The 19,399-nt window shown below is 64.0% G+C and carries 18 protein-coding genes; 11 read left to right on the top strand and 7 right to left on the bottom strand.

All coding sequences use genetic code 11. The features are described from left to right. Positions 1-19 precede the first annotated feature (19 nt). Together HCN50_RS03995 and HCN50_RS03990 are read left to right on the top strand one after the other, a co-directional pair. The gene (locus HCN50_RS03995; protein WP_057856930.1) at positions 20-1,234 is read left to right on the top strand and encodes an acyl-CoA dehydrogenase; all 1,215 of its coding nucleotides are present in this window, start codon (positions 20-22) and stop codon (positions 1,232-1,234) included. A 127-nt stretch (positions 1,235-1,361) separates the two neighbouring features. Further along, positions 1,362-2,279: an MBL fold metallo-hydrolase gene (locus HCN50_RS03990; protein WP_171708287.1), complete on the top strand. Its 918-nt coding sequence runs from the start codon at positions 1,362-1,364 to the stop codon at positions 2,277-2,279. Between the two features lie 119 nt (positions 2,280-2,398). Here the strand turns inward: HCN50_RS03990 and HCN50_RS03985 are convergent, their stop codons facing one another. Next, positions 2,399-3,250: a DUF1499 domain-containing protein gene (locus tag HCN50_RS03985; protein WP_171708286.1), complete on the bottom strand. Its 852-nt coding sequence runs from the start codon at positions 3,248-3,250 to the stop codon at positions 2,399-2,401. A gap of 462 nt (positions 3,251-3,712) precedes the next feature. Between HCN50_RS03985 and HCN50_RS03980 the strand changes: the two genes are divergently transcribed. Next, positions 3,713-4,936: an SEL1-like repeat protein gene (locus HCN50_RS03980; protein WP_235976719.1), complete on the top strand. Its 1,224-nt coding sequence runs from the start codon at positions 3,713-3,715 to the stop codon at positions 4,934-4,936. Between the two features lie 168 nt (positions 4,937-5,104). On the opposite strand, the gene HCN50_RS03975 is transcribed toward HCN50_RS03980, so the two are convergent. After that, positions 5,105-6,733: a fatty-acid--CoA ligase gene (locus HCN50_RS03975; protein ID WP_171708285.1), complete on the bottom strand. Its 1,629-nt coding sequence runs from the start codon at positions 6,731-6,733 to the stop codon at positions 5,105-5,107. An 85-nt stretch (positions 6,734-6,818) separates the two neighbouring features. On the opposite strand from HCN50_RS03975, the gene HCN50_RS03970 reads away from it, so the two are divergent. Next, a complete protein-coding gene (locus HCN50_RS03970; protein ID WP_171708284.1) occupies positions 6,819-7,979 on the top strand; it encodes an extensin family protein in 1,161 nt (386 codons plus the stop codon). A gap of 28 nt (positions 7,980-8,007) precedes the next feature. Here HCN50_RS03970 and HCN50_RS03965 read toward each other — a convergent pair whose 3' ends face one another. After that, the gene (locus HCN50_RS03965) at positions 8,008-8,697 is read right to left on the bottom strand and encodes a L,D-transpeptidase (RefSeq protein WP_171708283.1); all 690 of its coding nucleotides are present in this window, start codon (positions 8,695-8,697) and stop codon (positions 8,008-8,010) included. Between the two features lie 397 nt (positions 8,698-9,094). Here HCN50_RS03965 and HCN50_RS03960 point away from each other — a divergent pair, with 397 nt between their 5' ends. Together HCN50_RS03960 and HCN50_RS03955 are read left to right on the top strand one after the other, a co-directional pair. Beyond that, positions 9,095-10,072 carry a magnesium transporter CorA family protein gene (locus HCN50_RS03960; protein ID WP_171708282.1) on the top strand — a complete coding sequence of 326 codons (978 nt, stop codon included), beginning with the start codon at positions 9,095-9,097 and terminating at the stop codon, positions 10,070-10,072. 131 nt (positions 10,073-10,203) lie between these two features. Then, the gene (locus tag HCN50_RS03955) at positions 10,204-10,425 is read left to right on the top strand and encodes a hypothetical protein (RefSeq protein ID WP_171708281.1); all 222 of its coding nucleotides are present in this window, start codon (positions 10,204-10,206) and stop codon (positions 10,423-10,425) included. A gap of 86 nt (positions 10,426-10,511) precedes the next feature. On the opposite strand, the gene HCN50_RS03950 is transcribed toward HCN50_RS03955, so the two are convergent. Both HCN50_RS03950 and pdxH read right to left on the bottom strand, forming a co-directional pair. Continuing rightward, a complete protein-coding gene (locus HCN50_RS03950) occupies positions 10,512-11,264 on the bottom strand; it encodes an SDR family NAD(P)-dependent oxidoreductase (RefSeq protein ID WP_171708280.1) in 753 nt (250 codons plus the stop codon). A 159-nt stretch (positions 11,265-11,423) separates the two neighbouring features. Continuing rightward, positions 11,424-12,065 carry a pyridoxamine 5'-phosphate oxidase gene (gene pdxH / locus HCN50_RS03945; RefSeq protein ID WP_171708279.1) on the bottom strand — a complete coding sequence of 214 codons (642 nt, stop codon included), beginning with the start codon at positions 12,063-12,065 and terminating at the stop codon, positions 11,424-11,426. Between the two features lie 122 nt (positions 12,066-12,187). On the opposite strand from pdxH, the gene HCN50_RS03940 reads away from it, so the two are divergent. Then, positions 12,188-12,595 carry an RT0821/Lpp0805 family surface protein gene (locus HCN50_RS03940; RefSeq protein WP_171708278.1) on the top strand — a complete coding sequence of 136 codons (408 nt, stop codon included), beginning with the start codon at positions 12,188-12,190 and terminating at the stop codon, positions 12,593-12,595. A gap of 125 nt (positions 12,596-12,720) precedes the next feature. After that, a complete protein-coding gene (locus tag HCN50_RS03935; RefSeq protein ID WP_171708277.1) occupies positions 12,721-13,692 on the top strand; it encodes a DnaJ C-terminal domain-containing protein in 972 nt (323 codons plus the stop codon). A gap of 442 nt (positions 13,693-14,134) precedes the next feature. Here the strand turns inward: HCN50_RS03935 and HCN50_RS03930 are convergent, their stop codons facing one another. Both HCN50_RS03930 and HCN50_RS03925 read right to left on the bottom strand, forming a co-directional pair. Further along, entirely contained in the window at positions 14,135-14,905 is a 771-nt protein-coding gene (locus HCN50_RS03930) for an anti-sigma factor family protein (protein ID WP_171708276.1), read from the bottom strand. Between the two features lie 68 nt (positions 14,906-14,973). After that, positions 14,974-15,462, bottom strand: coding sequence for an RNA polymerase sigma factor (locus HCN50_RS03925; RefSeq protein ID WP_171708275.1), 489 nt, complete (start codon positions 15,460-15,462; stop codon positions 14,974-14,976). A 204-nt stretch (positions 15,463-15,666) separates the two neighbouring features. Between HCN50_RS03925 and HCN50_RS03920 the strand changes: the two genes are divergently transcribed. From HCN50_RS03920 to HCN50_RS03910, 3 genes are all read left to right on the top strand, one after another. Further along, positions 15,667-16,266 carry a histidine phosphatase family protein gene (locus HCN50_RS03920; protein WP_171708274.1) on the top strand — a complete coding sequence of 200 codons (600 nt, stop codon included), beginning with the start codon at positions 15,667-15,669 and terminating at the stop codon, positions 16,264-16,266. A gap of 164 nt (positions 16,267-16,430) precedes the next feature. Next, positions 16,431-17,516, top strand: coding sequence for a chorismate synthase (gene aroC, locus HCN50_RS03915; protein WP_171708273.1), 1,086 nt, complete (start codon positions 16,431-16,433; stop codon positions 17,514-17,516). A gap of 73 nt (positions 17,517-17,589) precedes the next feature. Beyond that, positions 17,590-18,774 carry an adenylate/guanylate cyclase domain-containing protein gene (locus HCN50_RS03910; RefSeq protein ID WP_171708272.1) on the top strand — a complete coding sequence of 395 codons (1,185 nt, stop codon included), beginning with the start codon at positions 17,590-17,592 and terminating at the stop codon, positions 18,772-18,774. Positions 18,775-19,399 lie beyond the last annotated feature (625 nt).

Here is a 19,399-nt window from a genome sequence, read left to right as displayed (position 1 = left end):
TGATGCGAAAGGGATTTTCATGAGCGTGCGCCCTCAAGCCAAGGACAAGCCGGCGGCGGCTTCCTTCCAGTGGGACGATCCGTTCCTGCTCGACGACCAGCTCACCGAAGATGAGCGCATGATCCGCGACACTGCGCGCGCCTATGCGCAGGACAAGCTTCTGCCGCGCGTCATCAACGCGTATCTGGAGGAGAAGACCGACCGCGAGATCTTCAACGAAATGGGCGAGCTCGGCCTGATCGGCGTCACGCTGCCGGAGGAGTATGGCTGCGCCAATGCCAGCTACGTTGCCTATGGCCTGGTGGCGCGCGAGATCGAGCGCGTCGATTCCGGCTATCGCTCGATGAACTCGGTGCAGTCGTCGCTGGTGATGTACCCGATCTACGCCTATGGCGACGAGAACCAGCGCAAGAAATACCTGCCGAAGCTCGCCACCGGCGAGTGGGTCGGCTGCTTCGGCCTGACCGAGCCGGACGCCGGTTCGGACCCCGGCGGCATGAAGACCCGCGCCGAGAAAGTATCCGACGGCTACCGGCTGACCGGCAGCAAGATGTGGATCTCGAACGCGCCGATCGCCGACGTCTTCGTGGTCTGGGCCAAGTCGGCCGCGCATGACAACCAGATCCGCGGCTTCATCCTCGAAAAGGGCATGAAGGGCCTGTCGGCGCCGAAGGTCGGCGGCAAGCTGTCGTTGCGCGCTTCCATCACCGGCGAGATCGTGATGGACGGCGTGGTGGTGCCGGAGAGCGCGCTGCTGCCCAACGTGTCGGGCCTGAAGGGGCCGTTCGGCTGCCTCAACCGCGCCCGCTACGGCATCTCCTGGGGCGCGATGGGTGCGGCCGAAGATTGCATGCACCGCGCGCGGCAATACACGCTCGACCGCAAGCAGTTCAACCGCCCGCTCGCGGCCACGCAACTCGTGCAGAAGAAGCTCGCCGACATGGAGACCGAGATCGCGCTCGGCCTGCAGGCGTCGCTCCGCGTCGGTCGCCTGATGGACGAGGGCAAGATGGCCCCCGAAATGATCTCGATCGTCAAGCGCAACAATTGCGGCAAGGCGCTCGACATTGCGCGTGTGTCCCGCGACATGCACGGCGGCAACGGCATCCAGATCGAGTACCACGTGATGCGCCACACCGCGAATTTGGAAACCGTGAACACCTATGAAGGCACCCATGACGTCCACGCCCTGATCCTGGGCCGGGCGATCACGGGGATACAGGCGTTTTCGTAAATCCTCGCACCGTCATTCCGGGGCGCGCAAAGCGCGAACCCGGAATCTCGGGCCGTATTCCTTTCCCCCATCTCGGGATTCCGGGTTCATCGCTGCGCGATGCCCCGGAATGACGCCAAGAAAAAACATGGCCGACAACGACGACATCCCGTTCAATCGCGACTTTCCGCTTGTGCCCGGCGTTGTCGATGAGCCGCGGCCTGGCGTACGGCGTGTCCTCTGCAACAATCCGAGCCCGTTCACCTTCACCGGCACGGTGAGCTACATCGTGGGCAAGGGCAATGTCGCGATCATCGATCCCGGTCCTGACGACGAGGCGCATGCGAAGGCGCTGCTCGATGCCGTGCGCGGCGAGACGGTGACGCATATTCTCGTCACCCATACCCATCGCGACCACTCGCCGAACACCGCGCGGATCAAGGCCGCTACCAGCGCGCCCGTCTATGCCGAGGGGCCGCACCGCGCCTCGCGCCCGCGCTTCGAGAGCGAGAAGCATAATCCGGAATCCGGCGCCGACCGCGATTTCAGGCCCGATATCCAGGTCAAGAACGGCGACGTCATCGAAGGGCAGGGCTGGGCGCTGGAAGCGGTGGCAACTCCCGGCCACACCGCCAATCACCTGGCGTTCGCGTGGCCGGAGCGAAAGATCAATTTCGTCGGCGATCACGTGATGGGCTGGTCGACCTCGATCGTGGCGCCGCCGGACGGATCGATGATCGACTATATGGCCTCGCTGGCGCGGCTGGAAGCCCGTGAGGAGGATCTTTATTTCTCGGGGCACGGACCGGAAATTCCGGAAGGGCCGCGTTACGTCCGCTTCCTGACCCGGCACCGGCAGGCCCGCGAAGCCTCGATCCTGCATCGCCTTGCCAAGGGCGAGGCCGACATCCCGACCATGGTGCGCGCGATCTATATCGGTATCGATCCGCGACTGACGAATGCCGCCGGCTATTCGGTGCTGGCGCATCTCGAAGACCTGGTCGCCCGCGGCATCGTGGCGACCGACGGCGATCCGGTGATCGGCGGGACATATCGGTTGACGTGATATCTCGTCGTCATTCCGGGGCGTGCGAAGCACGAACCAAACTACGGTGCGCACTTGCGCACCTGAGAATCTCGAGATTCCGGGTCTGGTGCTAACGCACCATCCCGGAATGACTGACGTCACTTTTTCACCGTTTTCGCCTGCGTCTTGGCCGGCGCTTGCGGCTTCTTCGGGGCTGCCGGTTTGGCGTTGTCGACCGCCGTGTTGATGTCCTCGATCAGCTTGGAGACGCGCGCGGCGTTGCTGCCGAGGTCGCTATCGAAATAGCGCGAGGAGGAGCGGATATCGACGCGGGAATCGTCGCCGTCGGGCGTGATGCGGATCGAGACGTCCTCGCGGAAGCCCATGATCGGCGTCCGCGCCACCGCCTCGATGCGGCCGATGCGACGCGGCGGCTGCGGCGGCCGTTCGTCGATCACGAGCCATTTGCGCCTGTTGACCAGCGCCAGCGTGACGTCATAGGCGCGCTGTGGCGGCACTTCGAGCTCGACGGTCTCGATGTCGGGATAGGCGATCCGCTGCTGTTCGGCCGAATAGAGCCCGGCATAGACCGCGGAGTTGGCGCCTTCGCCGCTGCGCAGCCGCGCCAGGGCCTCGAACCGCGGCGGATCGATCGGGTCGGTGGTGATGTCGTGGATCGGCGGCAGCTTGCGGTATTGCAGGGCGAGATAGGCGGGGTAGGCGAGCAGGAGGGCATTGATCAGGAATGCCAGCAGGATCCGGCCCATGCCGCGCGATCCGTTCTGCCAGATCGCGGCAAAGGCGGCGAGCCCGACCAGAATGGAAAGCACGGCCAAACCGAGCGCGCCGAAGAACGTCGCCAGCGCGGGTTTTACCTCCAGAAAGCCGAAGCGGACGATGATGATCGAGACCACCACGGCAACGACGGCGAAGATGGCCAGGTTGCGCGACCAGGTGGCGAGGCTGGACACGGGCTCCGACTGATAGGGAGCGGAAAACCTTCGGGCCATCGGTGAAAATCTACCGTGTTGGAGTCTGTCTGGCCGGCGGACGGGCCGGGCTGCAAACCCGCAGTTTGAGACCACGGCGGGGCGCGAATTTCAAGGTTTTGCAGACGGCACGGTCCGGCGAATCGACACACGGCGGCAACTTCACCGGTTAACTATCCTTGTAAATTAATTATTAGTTGTAGATTGAAGTCGGTCGCACTTTTGTCTACCTCTCGCCGCCGGGTTGTCGTATTTGCCGCTACACGGGACTGTCCTGCACGGGACGCCGGCTAACGCCAACCAATGGGGAAATGGCGGGCGTCAGCCGGAAGCGCTGCAGGATGATCTCAACTCTTGGTCCTTGTTGCGGGCAGAGTCGCAAAAAAATTGCGGTCGCGCCTCCGGAGTTCTAGGATCGTATAGGGCGCAATCGGCATACGTCCGCGGGGCTGTCGGAAGGCCCCATGGGGGCGAGTGTTCAATATGAGTGATGCAAAGCGCGAAGGATATGTCGGCCCGAACGATCCGGCATACTATGCGCCGCGTGATCTGAGGGAACGGACGAGCGGTGAGCAGCCGAACCCGATGCTCATGCAGAACGATGACGGCTGGCGTCCGCGCGTGACGACGGAAGGACCGCCCTTGCAGCCATTCAACAAGCCTGCACGCCGCCAGGATTCCGAGATGTTCAGCAAAGCCGTCGCCCAGGCCATGCAGGAGGCGAGGGATAACGTGCCTGTTGAAGCGCCATCCGTGCTTCGCGACCTGTCGGGACGGCGCGCACTGCTTCAGCAGGTGGTCCGCTTCTCGATCGCGGTGGCGATTGCAGCCAGCATCGCGATGCTTCTCGTGATGGCCATTCCGTCTCCGCAACGCCCCGCAGGCCAGGATAGTGCATCGCTGTCGGCCGCCTGGCAGTCGGTGAAATCGTCGGTGCTTCCGGCGCCGCAGCCGCAACCAGCGCGGCGTACGGCGACCCTGGCCGTGCAGGACGGGAGCGGGTTCACCAACGATCCGGTGCCGCTCGGGATCCACGTCGGTTCTCCGCCGCCCGACGCCTACGTATCCATCAGTGGACTTGCTGCCGGCGCGCGGCTCACATCCGGCAAACGTGTCGGCGCGAGCGAATGGCGCGTGTCGGCGACGGAGATTTCCGGCGTTTCGGTCATCCCGCCCGATGGCTTCGCCGGCCAGATGCTGGTGACGGCAGAACTGCGTGACGGCACCGGCGTGGCGCTTACCGGTACCTCGACGCGGCTGACCTGGGCGCCCGTGCCGGTCGCTGCGGCGCCTGTCATCGCCCCGGCGCCGGTCGTTGCCCCGCCGGTCGCCACACCAGTGTCCACGCCGGTCGCCATAGCCACGGCCACACCGTCGGTGCCCGCGCTGGCCGCTGCGCCGCAGGCGGAGGTGGTGCGCAGCCTCGATCCCAAGGAAATCGCTGCCCTGCTCAGGCGCGGACAGGACCTGCTTGCCGCCGGCGACATCCAGTCGGCGCGGCTGGTGCTATTGCGCGGCGCCGAGGCGCAGGACGCGCGCGCGGCGCTGCTTGTCGGCACGACCTATGATCCGGCGCGGCTCCGGCAGATGGGCGCCGATGGTCCGCTGGCGGACGTCGCGCAGGCCCGGCTCTGGTATCAGCGGGCCAAGGAATGGGGCGAACCCGACGCGCAACGGCGGCTCGACGCGCTGGCGCTCTCGCGCTGATCTTTTCAACGGGCTGGTATCAGGAGATGAACGGCGGGCCTACGAGGAAACCCGCCGTGACGCTGCACGAAACTTGCGAGCGTTCTACTAAAGAGCCGGCGCGAGATCTCAATCACGCCGGCTGATTGTGTCGGCTGTCCCTGCCGAGCCGGCAGCGACAGGATCGCCTCACGCCGCCGCGTTCGGGAAGCGGTAGCTCTTGAACTGCTCGCGCAGCGCCGTCTTCAGGATCTTGCCGGTCGCGGTGTGGGGAATGGCCTCGACGAAGGCGACGTCGTCGGGCATCCACCATTTGGCGATCTTGCCCTCCATGAATTTCAGGATGTCCTCGCTCGTCGCGTTCTGGCCGGCCTTGAGCTGGACGATCAGAAGCGGACGCTCGTCCCATTTGGGATGATAGACGCCGATGACAGCGGCTTCCGCGACCGCCGGATGGCCGACCGCGAGGTTTTCAAGGTCGATCGACGAAATCCATTCGCCGCCGGACTTGATGACGTCCTTGGAGCGGTCGGTGATCCGCATGTAGCCGTGCTGATCGATGGTGGCGACGTCGCCGGTGTCGAAGAAGCCTTGCTCGTCGAGGATACTGCTGTCGAGCTTGAAATAGGCCTTGGCGACCGCGGGGCCGGCGACCTTGAGGCGGCCGAAGGTCTTGCCGTCCCACGGCAGCTCCTTGCCGGCATCGTCGGTGATCTTCATCTCGACGCCGAACGGCGGGTAGCCTTGGGTCTGCAGGATGTCGAGCCGCTCTTCGCCGGTGAGTTCGGCAAACGGCGGCTTCAGCGCCGCAACCGTGCCGATCGGGCTCATCTCGGTCATGCCCCAGGCGTGACGCACGCGAACACCCATGTCGACGAATGACTTGATCATCGAGCGCGGCATCGCCGAGCCGCCGCACACCACGCTCTTCAGGTGCGGCAGCTTCAGATTGTTGGCCGACATGTGGTTGAGCAGCATCAGCCACACCGTGGGCACGCCGGCGGTATGGGTGACCTTCTCAGTGTCGAGAAGTTCATAGACCGAAGCGCCGTCGAGCTTGGGGCCCGGCATCACGAGCTTGGTGCCCATCGAAGGGGCGGAGAACGCGATGCCCCAGCTATTGGCGTGAAACAACGGCACCACCGGCAGCATTGTTTCGGCGGCGCTGGTGCCGAGGGCGTCGACATTGTTGGCCATCAGGCCGTGCAGCACGTTGGAGCGATGCGAATACAGCACGCCTTTGGGATCGCCTGTCGTGCCCGAGGTGTAGCACATCGCGGCGGCGGTGTTTTCGTCAAAATCCCTCCACGTGAACTTGCCGTCGGCTTCGCCGATCCAGTCCTCATAGGCGACCGCGTTCTTCAGCGTGGTCTGCGGCATGTGCGCCTTGTCGGTCAGCACGATGTAGCGCTCGACGCTCGGCAGGTTGTCGGCGAGCTTTTCCAGGATCGGCACGAAGGTGATGTCGGTCATTACCACGCGGTCCTGCGCATGGTTGATGATCCAGGCGATCTGGTCGGGGAAAAGCCGCGGATTGACGGTGTGGCAGATCGCCCCGATTCCCATGATGCCGTACCAGCACTCGAGATGGCGCCAGGTGTTCCAGGCGATGGTGGCGACACGGTCACCGAGCTTGATGCCGTCGCGGTCGAGCCGTTGCGATACTTTCAGGGCGCGTGCATGAATTTCGGCGTAATTGGTGCGATGAATGGGACCTTCGACCGACCGCGTGACGACCTCTTGCGTGCCGTGATACTTCGCCGCGTGTTCGATAATCCGATGGCAAAGCAAAGGCCAGTCTTGCATCAATCCGAGCATACGCACTTCCCTCCGATGGTTTTGTTTATTGCCGCACGACCCGCGAACGTTATTGGCGGATCGGGGTTAAGTTCATGGAATTGAAATGAACTTTACCGCGCAGAAAGCAATCCGAAAATGGCCTAGTGGCGCCTTTGGCCGCATTGCAGCGGCAATGGTTACCGTTGCCGCGGCGGCGATCCTGATTGGCATGCCAGTCGAGCCGGCCGCTGCGGCGAAAGCGTCGCGTGCCTCGCCATGGGCCGACTTGTTCAGGCAATCCCAGCCGCGCGCGCGAGAGAAGGTACGCCGCGCTGCGGTGCCGCTGCCGAAGCCGCGACCGGCGGAGGCGCCTTCGGCCAAGCCTGAGAAGCCAGCCGAGAAGGAGCAGGCGGCTCCCCGGAATGGCAAGCCCGACGAGCAGGCCGCGCCCGCACCGCAGCCCACGCCGCAACCGTCCGCCTGCCGGCTGGCGCTGACGGACGAAGTCGCCATTGCGCCGAGTATCCCCGACATCCACGGCGCCAACGGTTGCGGGGGCGAAGACCTGGTGCGGCTGGAGGCAATCGTGCTGCCGGACAAGCGGCGGGTTTCGGTGAAGCCGGCAGCGATCCTGCGCTGTCCCATGGCGTCGGCAGTTGCCGACTGGATTCGAAACGACATCGCCCCGTTGGCGGAGCGTCTCGGCAGCACCATCTCCGATCTCGATAATTTCGATTCGTTCGAGTGCCGCGGCCGCAACCGCATCGCCGGCGCCAAGCTCTCCGAGCACGGCCGCGCCAATGCGCTCGACGTTCGCGGCTTCAAGCTCACCGACGCCCCAATGATCTCGCTGACCGATCGCACGGTACCGCGGGAGTTGCGCGAGACCGTGCTGCGTTCCGCCTGCGCGCGGTTTTCGACCGTACTCGGCCCGGGGTCGGATTGGTACCATGAGGACCATATCCATCTCGACCTGATGGAGCGGCGCGGCAATTACCGGATCTGCCAGTGGGATGTGTGGGACCCGCTGCCGCAGAAGGCCCCCCTGTTGCCGGCCGAGCGGCCCGAGGAAGCGCCACCGCGTGAGGTCGCCGCGAAACCTGAAGATGTCAAAGCGGAGCGCAAGCAGGATGCTGCCAAATCTGAAGCTGCCAAATCTGAAGCTTTCAAGGCCCATGAGGCCGAGCCCGAAGCCGAAAAATCGAATGCCGATAAAGAAGAGGCAGAGCCGCCGCGCGAGCAGAAGCCTGCAAAGAAAAAGCGCCGGCAAAACCGGCGCTCTTGATCTCTGATTGCGGCGTAACCAGCGTCGGTTACTGGGCCATCGAGCCGCTTTGGCCGCCGCCCTGCAGCGCCATCTTGGAATTGTAGGGCGAGTCGCCCTGCTTGGGATCGAGCACGACGACGACGGTGCCCGGCTTGACCCGGCTGTAGAGGTCGATGACGTCCTCGTTGGTCATGCGGATGCAGCCCGACGAGATCGAGGCGCCGATATATTCCGGCTGGTTGGTGCCGTGGATGCGGAACAGCGTGTCGCGGTTGCCTTGATAGAGATAGAGCGCACGGGCGCCGAGCGGATTGTCGACGCCGCCGGGCACCGAGGCGGGCAGGCCTTCGATACGTTTGTGAATATCAGCGGTGGGCGTCCATTTCGGCCATTCGGCCATGTTGCCGACGCGCGCGATGCCGGAGAAGGCGAGCGCTTCCTCGCCCACGGTCACGCCGTAGCGGATCGCCTTGCCGCCGTCCTGGACCAGATAGAGATAGTGGTTGTCGGAATCGACGACGATCGTGCCAGGCAGTTCCTTGCGGTGATAATCGACGATCGCGCGCCGGAACGGCTCCGGCGGCGGAACGGCGGCGTAGCGCGCTTTCGCAAGCTGAGCCTTGTCGTTCGGCTTGAGGGTGGCTTCAGGGGCGGCCTGATAGGTGGTTGCCGGCATACAACCGGACAGCGCAAGGCCGGCGGCGAGCAGCCCCAGGATTACTTTCAGCGACGACATGGCGTACTTCCAATCGAAAGTCTGGCATTCGCAGCGCCAATCTTGCGCCCGAAACGCGACGATTCCATTAATCGCATTATCCGTAAAAACCGGGTCACAGGCCAGCATTTGCAGCCCTGTTCGGCGCTGCGGAAGGCTAGCTGTGGCTTTTATGCCGCAAATTTTGCGACTTCCGGTTGATTTCCAGGCAGAGGGTGCGTTCAGGCCGAATTGCAGCCGCTCCGGCGCCATCCCGTCGCCGCAAATATGGATCGGCGGTTAATGCGCCGGTCATCAAGCGCTTGCCAGAATCGGGTTTAGTGCCGCTGGTAGCAATAGCGTTTTGAAATGAAGTGGGGTCCCGGCGCGCGCAAGAGCGCGCGTCAGAACAACGGGCCGCCCAGTTCCGGAGTTTTCCATGTTTTCGGTGTTTGTTCCTGCCGGAGCCGCCCTCAAGAAGCTCCCCGCTACAGACCCGGCGGGGCTGCCGGACAATGCGGTCTGGATCGACCTGTTGAACCCGACGATGGAGGAGGACCGCGCGGTCGAGCGGCTCGCCGGGATCGCGATCCCGACCCGGGAGGACATGCAGGAGATCGAGATTTCCAGCCGCCTCTATATCGAGAATGGCGCCCGCTACATGACCGCGACGCTGATGTGCAATTCCGACACCGACATGCCGAAGACCACGGCTGTGACCTTCATCCTGGCCGGTCACCGCCTGGTCACCGTCCGCTACGACGAGCCGAAGCCGTTTGCCTTGATCGAGCACAAGCTCGCGCGTTCATGCCTGCCGGGGATCTCGGGCGAGATGGTGCTGATGGAATTGCTCGATGCGGTGATCGACCGCTGCGCCGACATTTTGGAGCGCGCTGGCGCCGAGGTCGACCAGGTCTCGCACGACATCTTCGAGCCGGAAAGCGCGCGCCATGGCCAGGCCAAGCGATACTCGCAGATCTTGATTGCGATCGGACGCAAGGGAGACCTGGTCTCGAAGATCCGCGAGAGCCTGGTCTCGATCGGCCGCGTCGTCACCTTTCTGTCGGCGGTGGTGGAAGGCGTCAAATGGTCCAAGGACATGCGCGAGCAGCTCAAGACCATGCAGCGCGACGTCGGTTCCCTGACCGATCACGCGTCCTATCTCTCCAACAAGATCACCTTCACGCTTGATGCGATGCTCGGCGTCGTCAATCTCGAGCAGAACAACATCATCAAGCTGTTCTCGGTGATGGCGGTCGTCCTGATGCCGCCGACCTTGATCGCCTCGATCTACGGCATGAATTTCAAGGCGATGCCGGAACTCGAATGGCCGCACGGCTATCCGATGGCGCTCATCATGATGCTCATGGCAGCCGTGCTGCCCTACTTTCTCTTCAAATGGAAAAAGTGGCTGTAGGAAAATGGTTCCCCTGCAGTTCCCGACGTACGAAAGATCGACTCAACCTCACCGCTAAAATTTGAGCGGTGCGCTGAACGAATGGTCGAAACTTGTCTGCGATAACGTGCGTCTCAGGCCGCGAGGATCCCATGGTTGAGAAACCCATAATGTCGCCACGCAACGTCATCGATCTGGCGCGCTATCAGCAGGGCCGCCTTGTTGGCAAGGCGCCGGCGCTCTCGACGCGGCTGTGCCGGCACTGTGGCGCGGCGCTGGCGGACGGCGAGAACGAGGACGAGTGCTCGAGCACGTTCAACGTTGCCGCAGCGACCAATCTGCGCACGGCGCAGCGGAAGTTTTACGCCGAGTGAGTGTTGCCTCCGCAATCACGACCTCATCCTGAGGAGCGCGCCCTGGGCTCGCTGGCTCAGCCCAGCCTACGCGATCACGTCACGTCCTACACATGCTGGCCGCCGTTGATATGGATCTCGGCGCCGTTAACATACGAGCTCGTTTCCGTACACAGCACGTAGATGATCTTGGCGACCTCGTCCGGCGTGCCGAGCCGGTGCATTGGAATCTGCTGCTCGACGATCTTCTCGGTGCCCGGCGACAGGATCGAGGTGTCGATCTCGCCCGGTGCGATCGCGTTGACGCGGACGCCGACGCGGCCGAAATCGAACGCCATCTCGCGCGTCAGCGCGGCAAGCGCCGCCTTCGACGTCGCATAGGCCGCGCCCGCGAACGGGTGCACGCGCGAGCCCGCGATCGAAGTGACGTTCACCACCGCGCCCCTGGCGTGTTTCAACTCCTCGATCAGTCCGCGCGCGATCATGATCGGCGCGAAGAAGTTGACGTGAAAGACCTGGTTCCAGGTTTCGACATCGGTGTCCATGGTGCCGAGCCGCCCGCCGCCCGGCGCCTTCGGCGAGATCGCGGCGTTGTTGACCAGCGCGTGCAACTCGTCGTTCTCGAGCCGCCGGCGGATTTCTGAAATCGCGCGCACGGTGTCATCGTGGCTGCCGAGGTCGACCTCGATGTGGTCTTCCGGCCCCGCGCCCCACGGGCAGACTTCCGGAAAGGCGTGCCGCGAGCAGGTGATGACGCGCCAGCCGGCCGAGGAGAACCGGATCGCGGTGGCGTGGCCGATGCCACGGCTGGCGCCGGTCAGAAGCAGCGTGCGCCGCGGCGCGTTGGATGAGGAAGGCATACGCAATTCTTTCGGTTGGCGTCATGCCCGGCCTTGTGCCGGGCATCCACGTCTTCATTCGGCGAACCTCGACGCCGATGGCCGGCGCATTCTACACGAAGACACACTTCCTACACGAAGACGCGCTTCGCGGTTTGGCCCGGCCATGACGTTCTGAGTTCAGGGATAGAGCCGCACCTTGCTCCAGGTTTGCCCAGGCGCATCGCGGCGGAATTCGATACGATCGTGCAGGCGGAACGGGCGGTCGTGCCAGAACTCGAAACGCTGCGGCGTGATGCGCCAGCCGCTCCAACCGGGCGGCCGCGGCACGGTGCCGATCGCATATTTGGCGGCGACCAGCGCGATCGCCTGCTCGAAAGCGAAGCGACTCTCCAGCGGCTGCGACTGCTTGCTGGCCCAGGCGCCGATCTGCGCCTGCTTCGGTCGCGTCGCGAAATAGGCGTCAGCTTCCTCGTCGGTCACCGGCGTCACAGTGCCGCGGATGCGGACCTGTCGGCGCAGCGACTTCCAGTGAAATAGTAAAGCCGCCTTAGGATTTGCGGCGAGTTCGCGGCCCTTTTGGCTGGCGATGTGGCTGTAGAACACGAAACCATCCGCGTCATAGCCCTTCATCAGCACCATCCGGACATCCGGCAGCCCGTCGGAATCGACGGTCGCCAGCGCCATCGCGTTGGGATCGTTCGGCTCGGACTTCACGGCTTCCGCAAACCACTCGGCGAACAGCGCGAACGGTTCCTCAGCCGCGGTAAAATCACCCGATGTTAACGGTGTCGGGTGTTTGATGGAGGTCGTGTCCGTCATAGCAGGAGTCCCAGTTGCGTACCCTCGCGTCCCAGAGCGCGTTGCAGCCCGGCTACGGGCACGCCCTATATAGGGCATGGGGACGCGTTGGCCTATCGGCGATCGGGTCGACTCGCGCGGCGATGACGTTGATTTTGATCGGCCTCGGCTCGGGCGGCTGCAGCCTGTCGCGCCCCGATGCCTTTGCCAAAATGAATGCTGCCGACTTCACCGGCGCGCTGGGCAGGCAGGCGGCTACCCCGCCGGTGCCGACCGAGAGCGATCTCGCCTTTGCCCGCACCGCGGCGTCCGATGTGCTGACCAAGGGCGACAAGGATTCCAGCCAGCCTTGGGAAAATCCGGAGACGGGCGCCCGCGGCTCGGTGACGCCGCTGTCCCAGGCCTATTCTTCAGAAGATGGCCGCACCTGTCGGGATTTTCTGGCGAGCTACGTCAATGGCCGCTCGGAAAGCTGGCTGCAGGGTGCCGCCTGCAAGGCCAGCCAGGGCCGATGGGAAATTCAAACGATCAAGCCGTGGACGCGGGGATAGCGCCTCAAGGCGTTTTCCAGCGAAGCGGTAGTTGCAAAAATGCAACTGACTCACCAGATGAAGCCAAAGCGGGCGAATTGCCCTAAGCTTCGACTAACCGAATTCCCGTGAAGGAGACGTGACGGATGCGCGACCCCTATGAGGTCTTGGGGGTGCCGCGGGGCGCCAGCGCTGCGGCGATCAAGAGCGCCTATCGCAAGCTCGCCAAGAAGCATCACCCAGACAACAACAAGAATGATCCGAAGGCGGCTGCCCGCTTTGCCGAGATCAATTCGGCCAACGAGATCATCGGCGACGAGGACAAGCGCAAGCAGTTCGACCGCGGCGAGATCGACGCCGAGGGCAAGCCGCGTTTCCAAGGCTTTCCTGGTGGCGGCTTTCCCGGCGGCAACCAGCGCGGCCGCGCCGGCGGGCCCGGTGGCTTTGAATCCTACACCTTCCGAACCGGCGGCGGCCCTGGCGTGGGCGGCGCAGGCTTCGAGGACATTCTCAACAGCATGTTCGGTGGCGCGACCCGGGGCGCGCGTCCCGGCGGCGGCCGGACCTTTGAATTCGACACCGGCGGAATCGGCCTCGACCTCGATCTCAGCGTCGCCATGACGGTGTCGCTGGAAGAGTCGGTCAAGGGTGGGGAGAAGCGCGTCCGCCTGCCGACCGGCAAGGAGCTCAACGTCAGGATTCCCGCGGGCGTCACCGCCGGGCAGCAGATCCGCTTGAAGGGGCAGGGCGAAACCGCGCCGGGTCATCCGCCGGGCGATCTCCTGATCACCGTCAGCATCGCGCCGCATCCTTTCTTCAAGGTCGACGGCAGCGATCTGCGGCTGGACCTGCCGGTAACGCTGTATGAGGCGGTGCTGGGCGGCAAGGTCCGCGTGCCGACCCTCGGCAGTGCGGTGGAACTGTCGATCCCGAAAAATACCTCCAGCGGTCGCATCTTCCGTCTCAAGGGCAAGGGCCTGCCGAAGCCCGGCGGAACCGGCGACCTGTTCATCACCACCCGAATTATTTTGCCGGACGGGAACGATAGCGAGCTGGAGGCATTGATGGAAAAGTGGCGCGAAAGCCACCCATACAATCCGCGCAGCGATTTCGGCTGATTCGGCCGGGTTCGCGGCGCAGATCTTGTGTGGAATGAGATAGCGGGGTTCCGAGCAGGAGTTTCCCAAAAAGCGCACTTCTTTCTTGGAAAACAAAGGGTTTTCCGGAAAGAGGGCGGCCTCGAAAGGGGGACCAGCGCGGTACCAAACCCCGATCGAGGCCGCTTGCGCCGATCGGCGGATCGAGCGCTACTCATTTTCGCGTGATCACCCGGTGCATTAATGAGACGCACTGGTGGTTTCATTCCAGATTTTCGATGTCAGAATTGGGACAAGCGGCGTGTTGTTGCCGATCCGCCGCACTTTGTGCTGCCGCGTAGCTTTTTTGCCGCGGCTTGGATGGAGCCAACGGGTTGCACAAATCCAGGCCCGATGAAGGCTCCGCGCAGTCCGGAACGCGCCCTACGGTCACACCGCCCCGGGTTTCATTCTGGTTCCGCGGCTAGCTCTTCTTCTCCATCTGATCGTAGATCGCCTGGGCGACCTGGGTCAGCCGCCCCCGGTCGGCGCTGGTAGATACCACCGCATAAACGACGCCATCATCGGCCCAGAACAGCGTGCTTTCCCTGCCTTCTGCCGCGAATCGCATCTGCATCGCTCCGGCGTCCGACTTGGCCGTGTAGATCGTGAAACGTTCGCCCGAGGCGCTCTCATACATCATGAAGGATGCCGGGCCTGCGGAACTCGGCAGCAGCCGCCCGCCAACCAGTTTCAATCCGGCTCCCGTCAGTTCGGGCGCGCGCACGACCCAGCCGCAGCGCTTGGTCAGCCATTGCTGGAGATGGCTGCGTTCGCTGCCCGGCACCTCGACGGGATGGCGCACTTCCACCACGTAAAGCCGGTGCGCTTCGATCGCATGCACCGTGAAGGTCTGGAGACCCGAGGGCGCCGCCGTCGCGCCATGCGCGAGCCAGCCGACGCCGCCGCCGACGATGAAGGCCGCCAGCGTGGCCGCGACCGCGCCGTACACCCATTTGCGCGGCTGTTGCACCAGCCGCTCGATCTCGAGCCGCTTCGGCACCGCTTCATCGATGACCGCGTCGTACCTGGCATGCAGCGCTTCCGCCATCGTGCGCCACGACTGCACCCGCGCCGCGTCGTCGGGATGCGCGGCGAGCCACGCCTCGACGTCGCCGCGGCGTTCCGCCGGCAGCTCCTCGTCGACGTAAGCATGCAGCTCGTCTTCGGTGACGGGAATGTTGCGGTCGGTCATTGTGATCGTCTCTGCCTATTCCTGATCAGCCTATGCGTAACGGGGTTCATCCGCTTTCTCGTACGCCTTCATTTCACCCGCCGCAGCGGCGCGCGCTCGCCCTCGAGCGAAGCTTTGACGTGAGCGCGTGCACGGGCAAGCCGGGACATTACGGTGCCGATCGGCACGCCCTGGATGTCGGCGACCTCGCGGTAGCTTAGTCCTTCGAGCATCACCAGCAGCAGCACCGAGCGCTGCTCTTCCACCAGCGTTGACAGCGCGCGCGCAATATCGCGGCCTTCCGCCTCGGTGCCGCTGGCGTCCGGGTTGTTGTCGAGCAGCGGCATGAATTGCGGACGGCGCGCCAGCGAGCGCCGCCGGTTCTTGTTCAAATTGGTCAGGATCGTATAGAGCCAGCTCCTGACGTCGCCGCCGAGAAACAGCCGCTCCGACCGCAACGCACGCACCAGCGTATCCTGCACCAGATCGTCGGCGATGTCGGCGTCGCGCGCGAGCGCGCGTGCATAGCGGCGGAGCGCCGGAATCATGGCTTCGACACTTTGGCGAAACGCGCTCATCGATACCAGCTTGCAAAAGTTATCAGGCGCGAACGCCTCATCCAGCATAACACCCAATTGCCGCATCTATTCCGGCCATTGAGGCGTATCCGAAACAGCGTTAATCGGAAAGCCGATTGGGGCTCGACCGCGCCGGAGTGCTGGTGTACCTCCAAGCTAAGCTCGCTCTCCAATTCAGTAGCGAAGGAATAGCCTGATAGTCCGATGCCCGCGCCCGTGATCTACTACATCCGCCATGGCGAGACGTCGTGGAATGCGGAAGGCAGGCTGCAAGGCGCGCAGGATATTCCGCTCAACGATCTCGGCCGCCGGCAGGCGGCCCATGCCGGCAATGTCCTCGCCGATATCTTCGCGCGCGATAGCCGCGACAAGTCTTCGCTGCCGTTCGTTGCAAGTCCGCTGGGGCGCGCGCGGGTGACCATGGAGTTGGTGCGCGGCGCCCTGAAGCTTCCGCCGGAAGGATATGCGCTCGACGATCGCCTGCGCGAGATCGGCTATGGCGTCTGGGAAGGCTCGACGCTGGCCGAGATGCAGGCGGCCGATCCCGTGCTCTATGCCAAGCGGCTGACCGCGAAATGGACGATGGCGCCGGAAGGCGGCGAGACCTATGCCCAGGTGCAGGCGCGGATGCGCGACTGGTACGATTCCTTGCGCGCGGACACTGTCGCGGTGGCCCATGGCGGCACCGCGCGGGCGCTGATGGTGGCGCTCGGCATCGAGACGCCGCAGAGCGCCTCCGACCTCCTGATCGAGCAGGGCGCTGTTTATGTGTTCCGCGACGGGGGACTTAGGAAGTATAGTTAAGACGCCAGCTGGAAACGCTGTCATTCCGGGGCGGTCCGCAGGACCGAACCCGGAATCTCGAGATTTCAGGGGCGCAAGGGGCGCCCCATAGTTCGATGCTTCGCATCGCCCGGAATGACGGTGTACGGATTTGACCGCCGTGCAGCCCCGCGTTACGACACGCCATGTCCCACAACACCTTCGGCCATCTGTTCCGCGTCACGACCTTCGGCGAAAGCCATGGGGTCGCGATCGGCTGCGTGGTCGACGGCTGCCCGCCGCTGATCCCGCTGACCAACGACGACATCCAGCACGATCTCGACCGCCGCCGGCCCGGACAGTCGCGCTTCACCACCCAGCGCCAGGAGCCGGATGCGGTAAAAATCCTGTCGGGCGTGATGGCGCATCCCGAGACCGGCGTGCAGGTGACGACGGGAACGCCGATCGCGCTGCTGATCGAGAACACCGATCAACGTTCCAAGGACTATTCCGAGATCAAGGACAAGTTTCGTCCCGGTCACGCCGACTTCACCTATGAAGCCAAATACGGCCTGCGCGACTACCGCGGCGGCGGCCGTTCGTCGGCGCGCGAGACCGCTACCCGCGTCGCCGCCGGCGCCATCGCGCGCAAAATCCTGCCCGACGTTAAAGTGCGCGGCGCGCTGGTGCAGATGGGCCCGCACAGGATCGACCGCGACAAATGGGACTGGGACGAAGTCGCGCGCAATCCATTCTTCTGCCCGGACAAGGACAAGGCGGCGTTCTTCGAAAAATATCTCGACGGCATCCGCAAGGCCGGCTCCTCGATCGGTGCCGTCATCGAGGTGGTGGCCGAAGGCGTGCCGGCCGGGTGGGGCGCGCCGATCTATGCCAAGCTCGACGGCGAACTGGCAGCGGCCATGATGAGCATCAATGCGGTAAAGGGCGTCGAGATCGGCGCCGGCTTCGCGGCGGCCGAATTGTCGGGCGAGGAAAACGCCGACGAGATGCGCACCGGCAACGAGGGTACCCGCTTCCTGTCGAATAATGCCGGCGGCGTGCTCGGCGGCATCTCGACTGGCCAGCCGGTGGTGGTGCGCTTTGCGGTGAAGCCGACGTCGTCGATCCTCTCGCCGCGCAAGACGGTTGACCGCGCAGGCGCCGACACCGACATCATGACCAAGGGCCGCCACGACCCCTGCGTCGGCATCCGCGCCGTGCCGGTCGGCGAGGCCATGATGGCCTGCGTGCTGGCCGATCATTTCCTGCGCCACCGCGGGCAGGTCGGCTAGCGGTCCGTATCGCAACGTCAAGCGTTGCTGTTGCCTTGACGCGCGCTGTACTTGCGCGGCAAATGCTGGTGTCATGAACGTCTCAGAACTGCAAAAGCTGACCGACTGGCTGATCGACGGCGGGCGAACCGCGACCAGCCCCACCCGCTTTATGGCCGAATGCTGCGAGCGGATGGTGGCGGCCGGGTTGCCGCTCTGGCGCGTTGGCGTCTTCGTCCGCACCCTGCATCCCGAAATCTACGGACGCAGTTTCATCTGGAAGCCGGGCGCCGAGGTCGAGATGGGCTCGGTCGACTACAACATCCTGCAGTCACCGGATTTTCACAGCAGCCCGCTGATCATCGTGTTCCAGCAGGGGATTGAAGTCCGAGCGCGCGTGGATGATCCCCGGAGCAGGCGTTTTCCAATCATCGAGGACCTTTGCGCCGAAGCCGTCACCGATTATGTCGCGCTGCCGCTGCCCTTCATCGGCGGCACAGTGAACGCATCGAGCTGGACCACCAAGCAGCCGGGCGGCTTCACAGAGGAACAGTTGGCGGCGCTGCGGAGTCTCGCAAAGCCACTGGCGCGGGTGGTCGAGATCCTCAGTCTGAATCGCATGGCCGCGAGCCTGCTCGACACCTATGTCGGCAACAGCGCCGGCGAGCGGATCATGGGTGGACAGATCAGGCGCGGCCACACCGAGACGATGAATGCCGCGATCTGGCTGTCGGATCTGCGCGGCTTCACGGCGCTGTCGGACCGGCTGCCGGCCGAGACCGTCGTCGACATTCTGAACCAGTATTTCGATTGTCAGGTCGCCGCGATCAAGAAGCACGGCGGCGACGTGCTGAAGTATATGGGCGACGGGCTGCTCGCAGTGTTTCCGATCGACGAATATGTCGGCGACGAGCAAAAGGTTTGCTCGCATGTGCTGGAGGCTGCCCACGAATCCCGCGCCAGCGTAGCAAACCTGAACTATCAGGTCGGGGACGCGGTCGAACGTTTTCGTTTCGGCCTCGCGCTGCATGTCGGGCGAATTCTCTACGGCAATATCGGCGGCGGCAACCGGCTCGACTTCACCTGCATCGGCCCCGCCGTGAATCTGGCGGCGCGGCTGGAAAAGATCGCCAGTCAGCTCAAGCGCACGGTCGTGGCGTCGGAAGGTTTCGCCGGCATCTGCCGGGAAGGGTGGAGCGATCTCGGCGAGTTTCCGGTCGCCGGTTTTGCCAAGGCCGCGCGTGTCTATGGGCTGGCCGATGAGACGTCGGCGGCTTAGAGAGTCTGATGAGATTAGGTTCAGTCTCGATCGCCTGGAGTCTCCCAGGCGCGGAGGATAGGACAATCGCATATGCGGATTGCTTTCATCCCCTGGCTGCCACAAACTCGTCATGCCCGGGCTTGTCCCGGGCATCCACGTTCTTTGTGCCGCTGGAAAGGTCGTGGATGGCCGGGACACGCCCGGCCATGACGATGTGGATACGTTTGCGCAGCAGGTCACATGCGACAGTCCTACCGGCGCGGAGAGGAGGATTGCGCCGGGGGATACGAAGCATCGTCCAGTGCAATCCGGGTGAGGGTCGCGGCGCTAAGTGAGACTGTAACCCAGTTCTGTGCGTCAAGTTCTGGGCCGTGTACTTGGCGGCTGGCCGTCTGATGTCAGCTCCACCTCCAACAGCAGCGGAAAAGCAGACATCTCCTGAGGTCGCAAAAGGGCCAGACTCGGACTCATGCACTGCGTGCGAGACCAAGCGTCACCTGCTCCGCGGCCCCTCGATGATCGAACTGAGCCCCTTTTCCAATGTCCGTGAACGATGGGGATGATCGTCCGCGCAGGCGCGATCGGTTAAAAAAAGATCGTGAAGAGGCCGCCAGCAAAAGGCGGCCTCTGGCTCAGGTATTCA

The sequence above is a fragment of the Bradyrhizobium archetypum genome (assembly GCF_013114835.1).
In the GTDB taxonomy this organism is placed as follows: Bacteria; Pseudomonadota; Alphaproteobacteria; order Rhizobiales; family Xanthobacteraceae; genus Bradyrhizobium; species Bradyrhizobium archetypum.
This window is presented reverse-complemented; position numbering and strand designations above follow the sequence as displayed.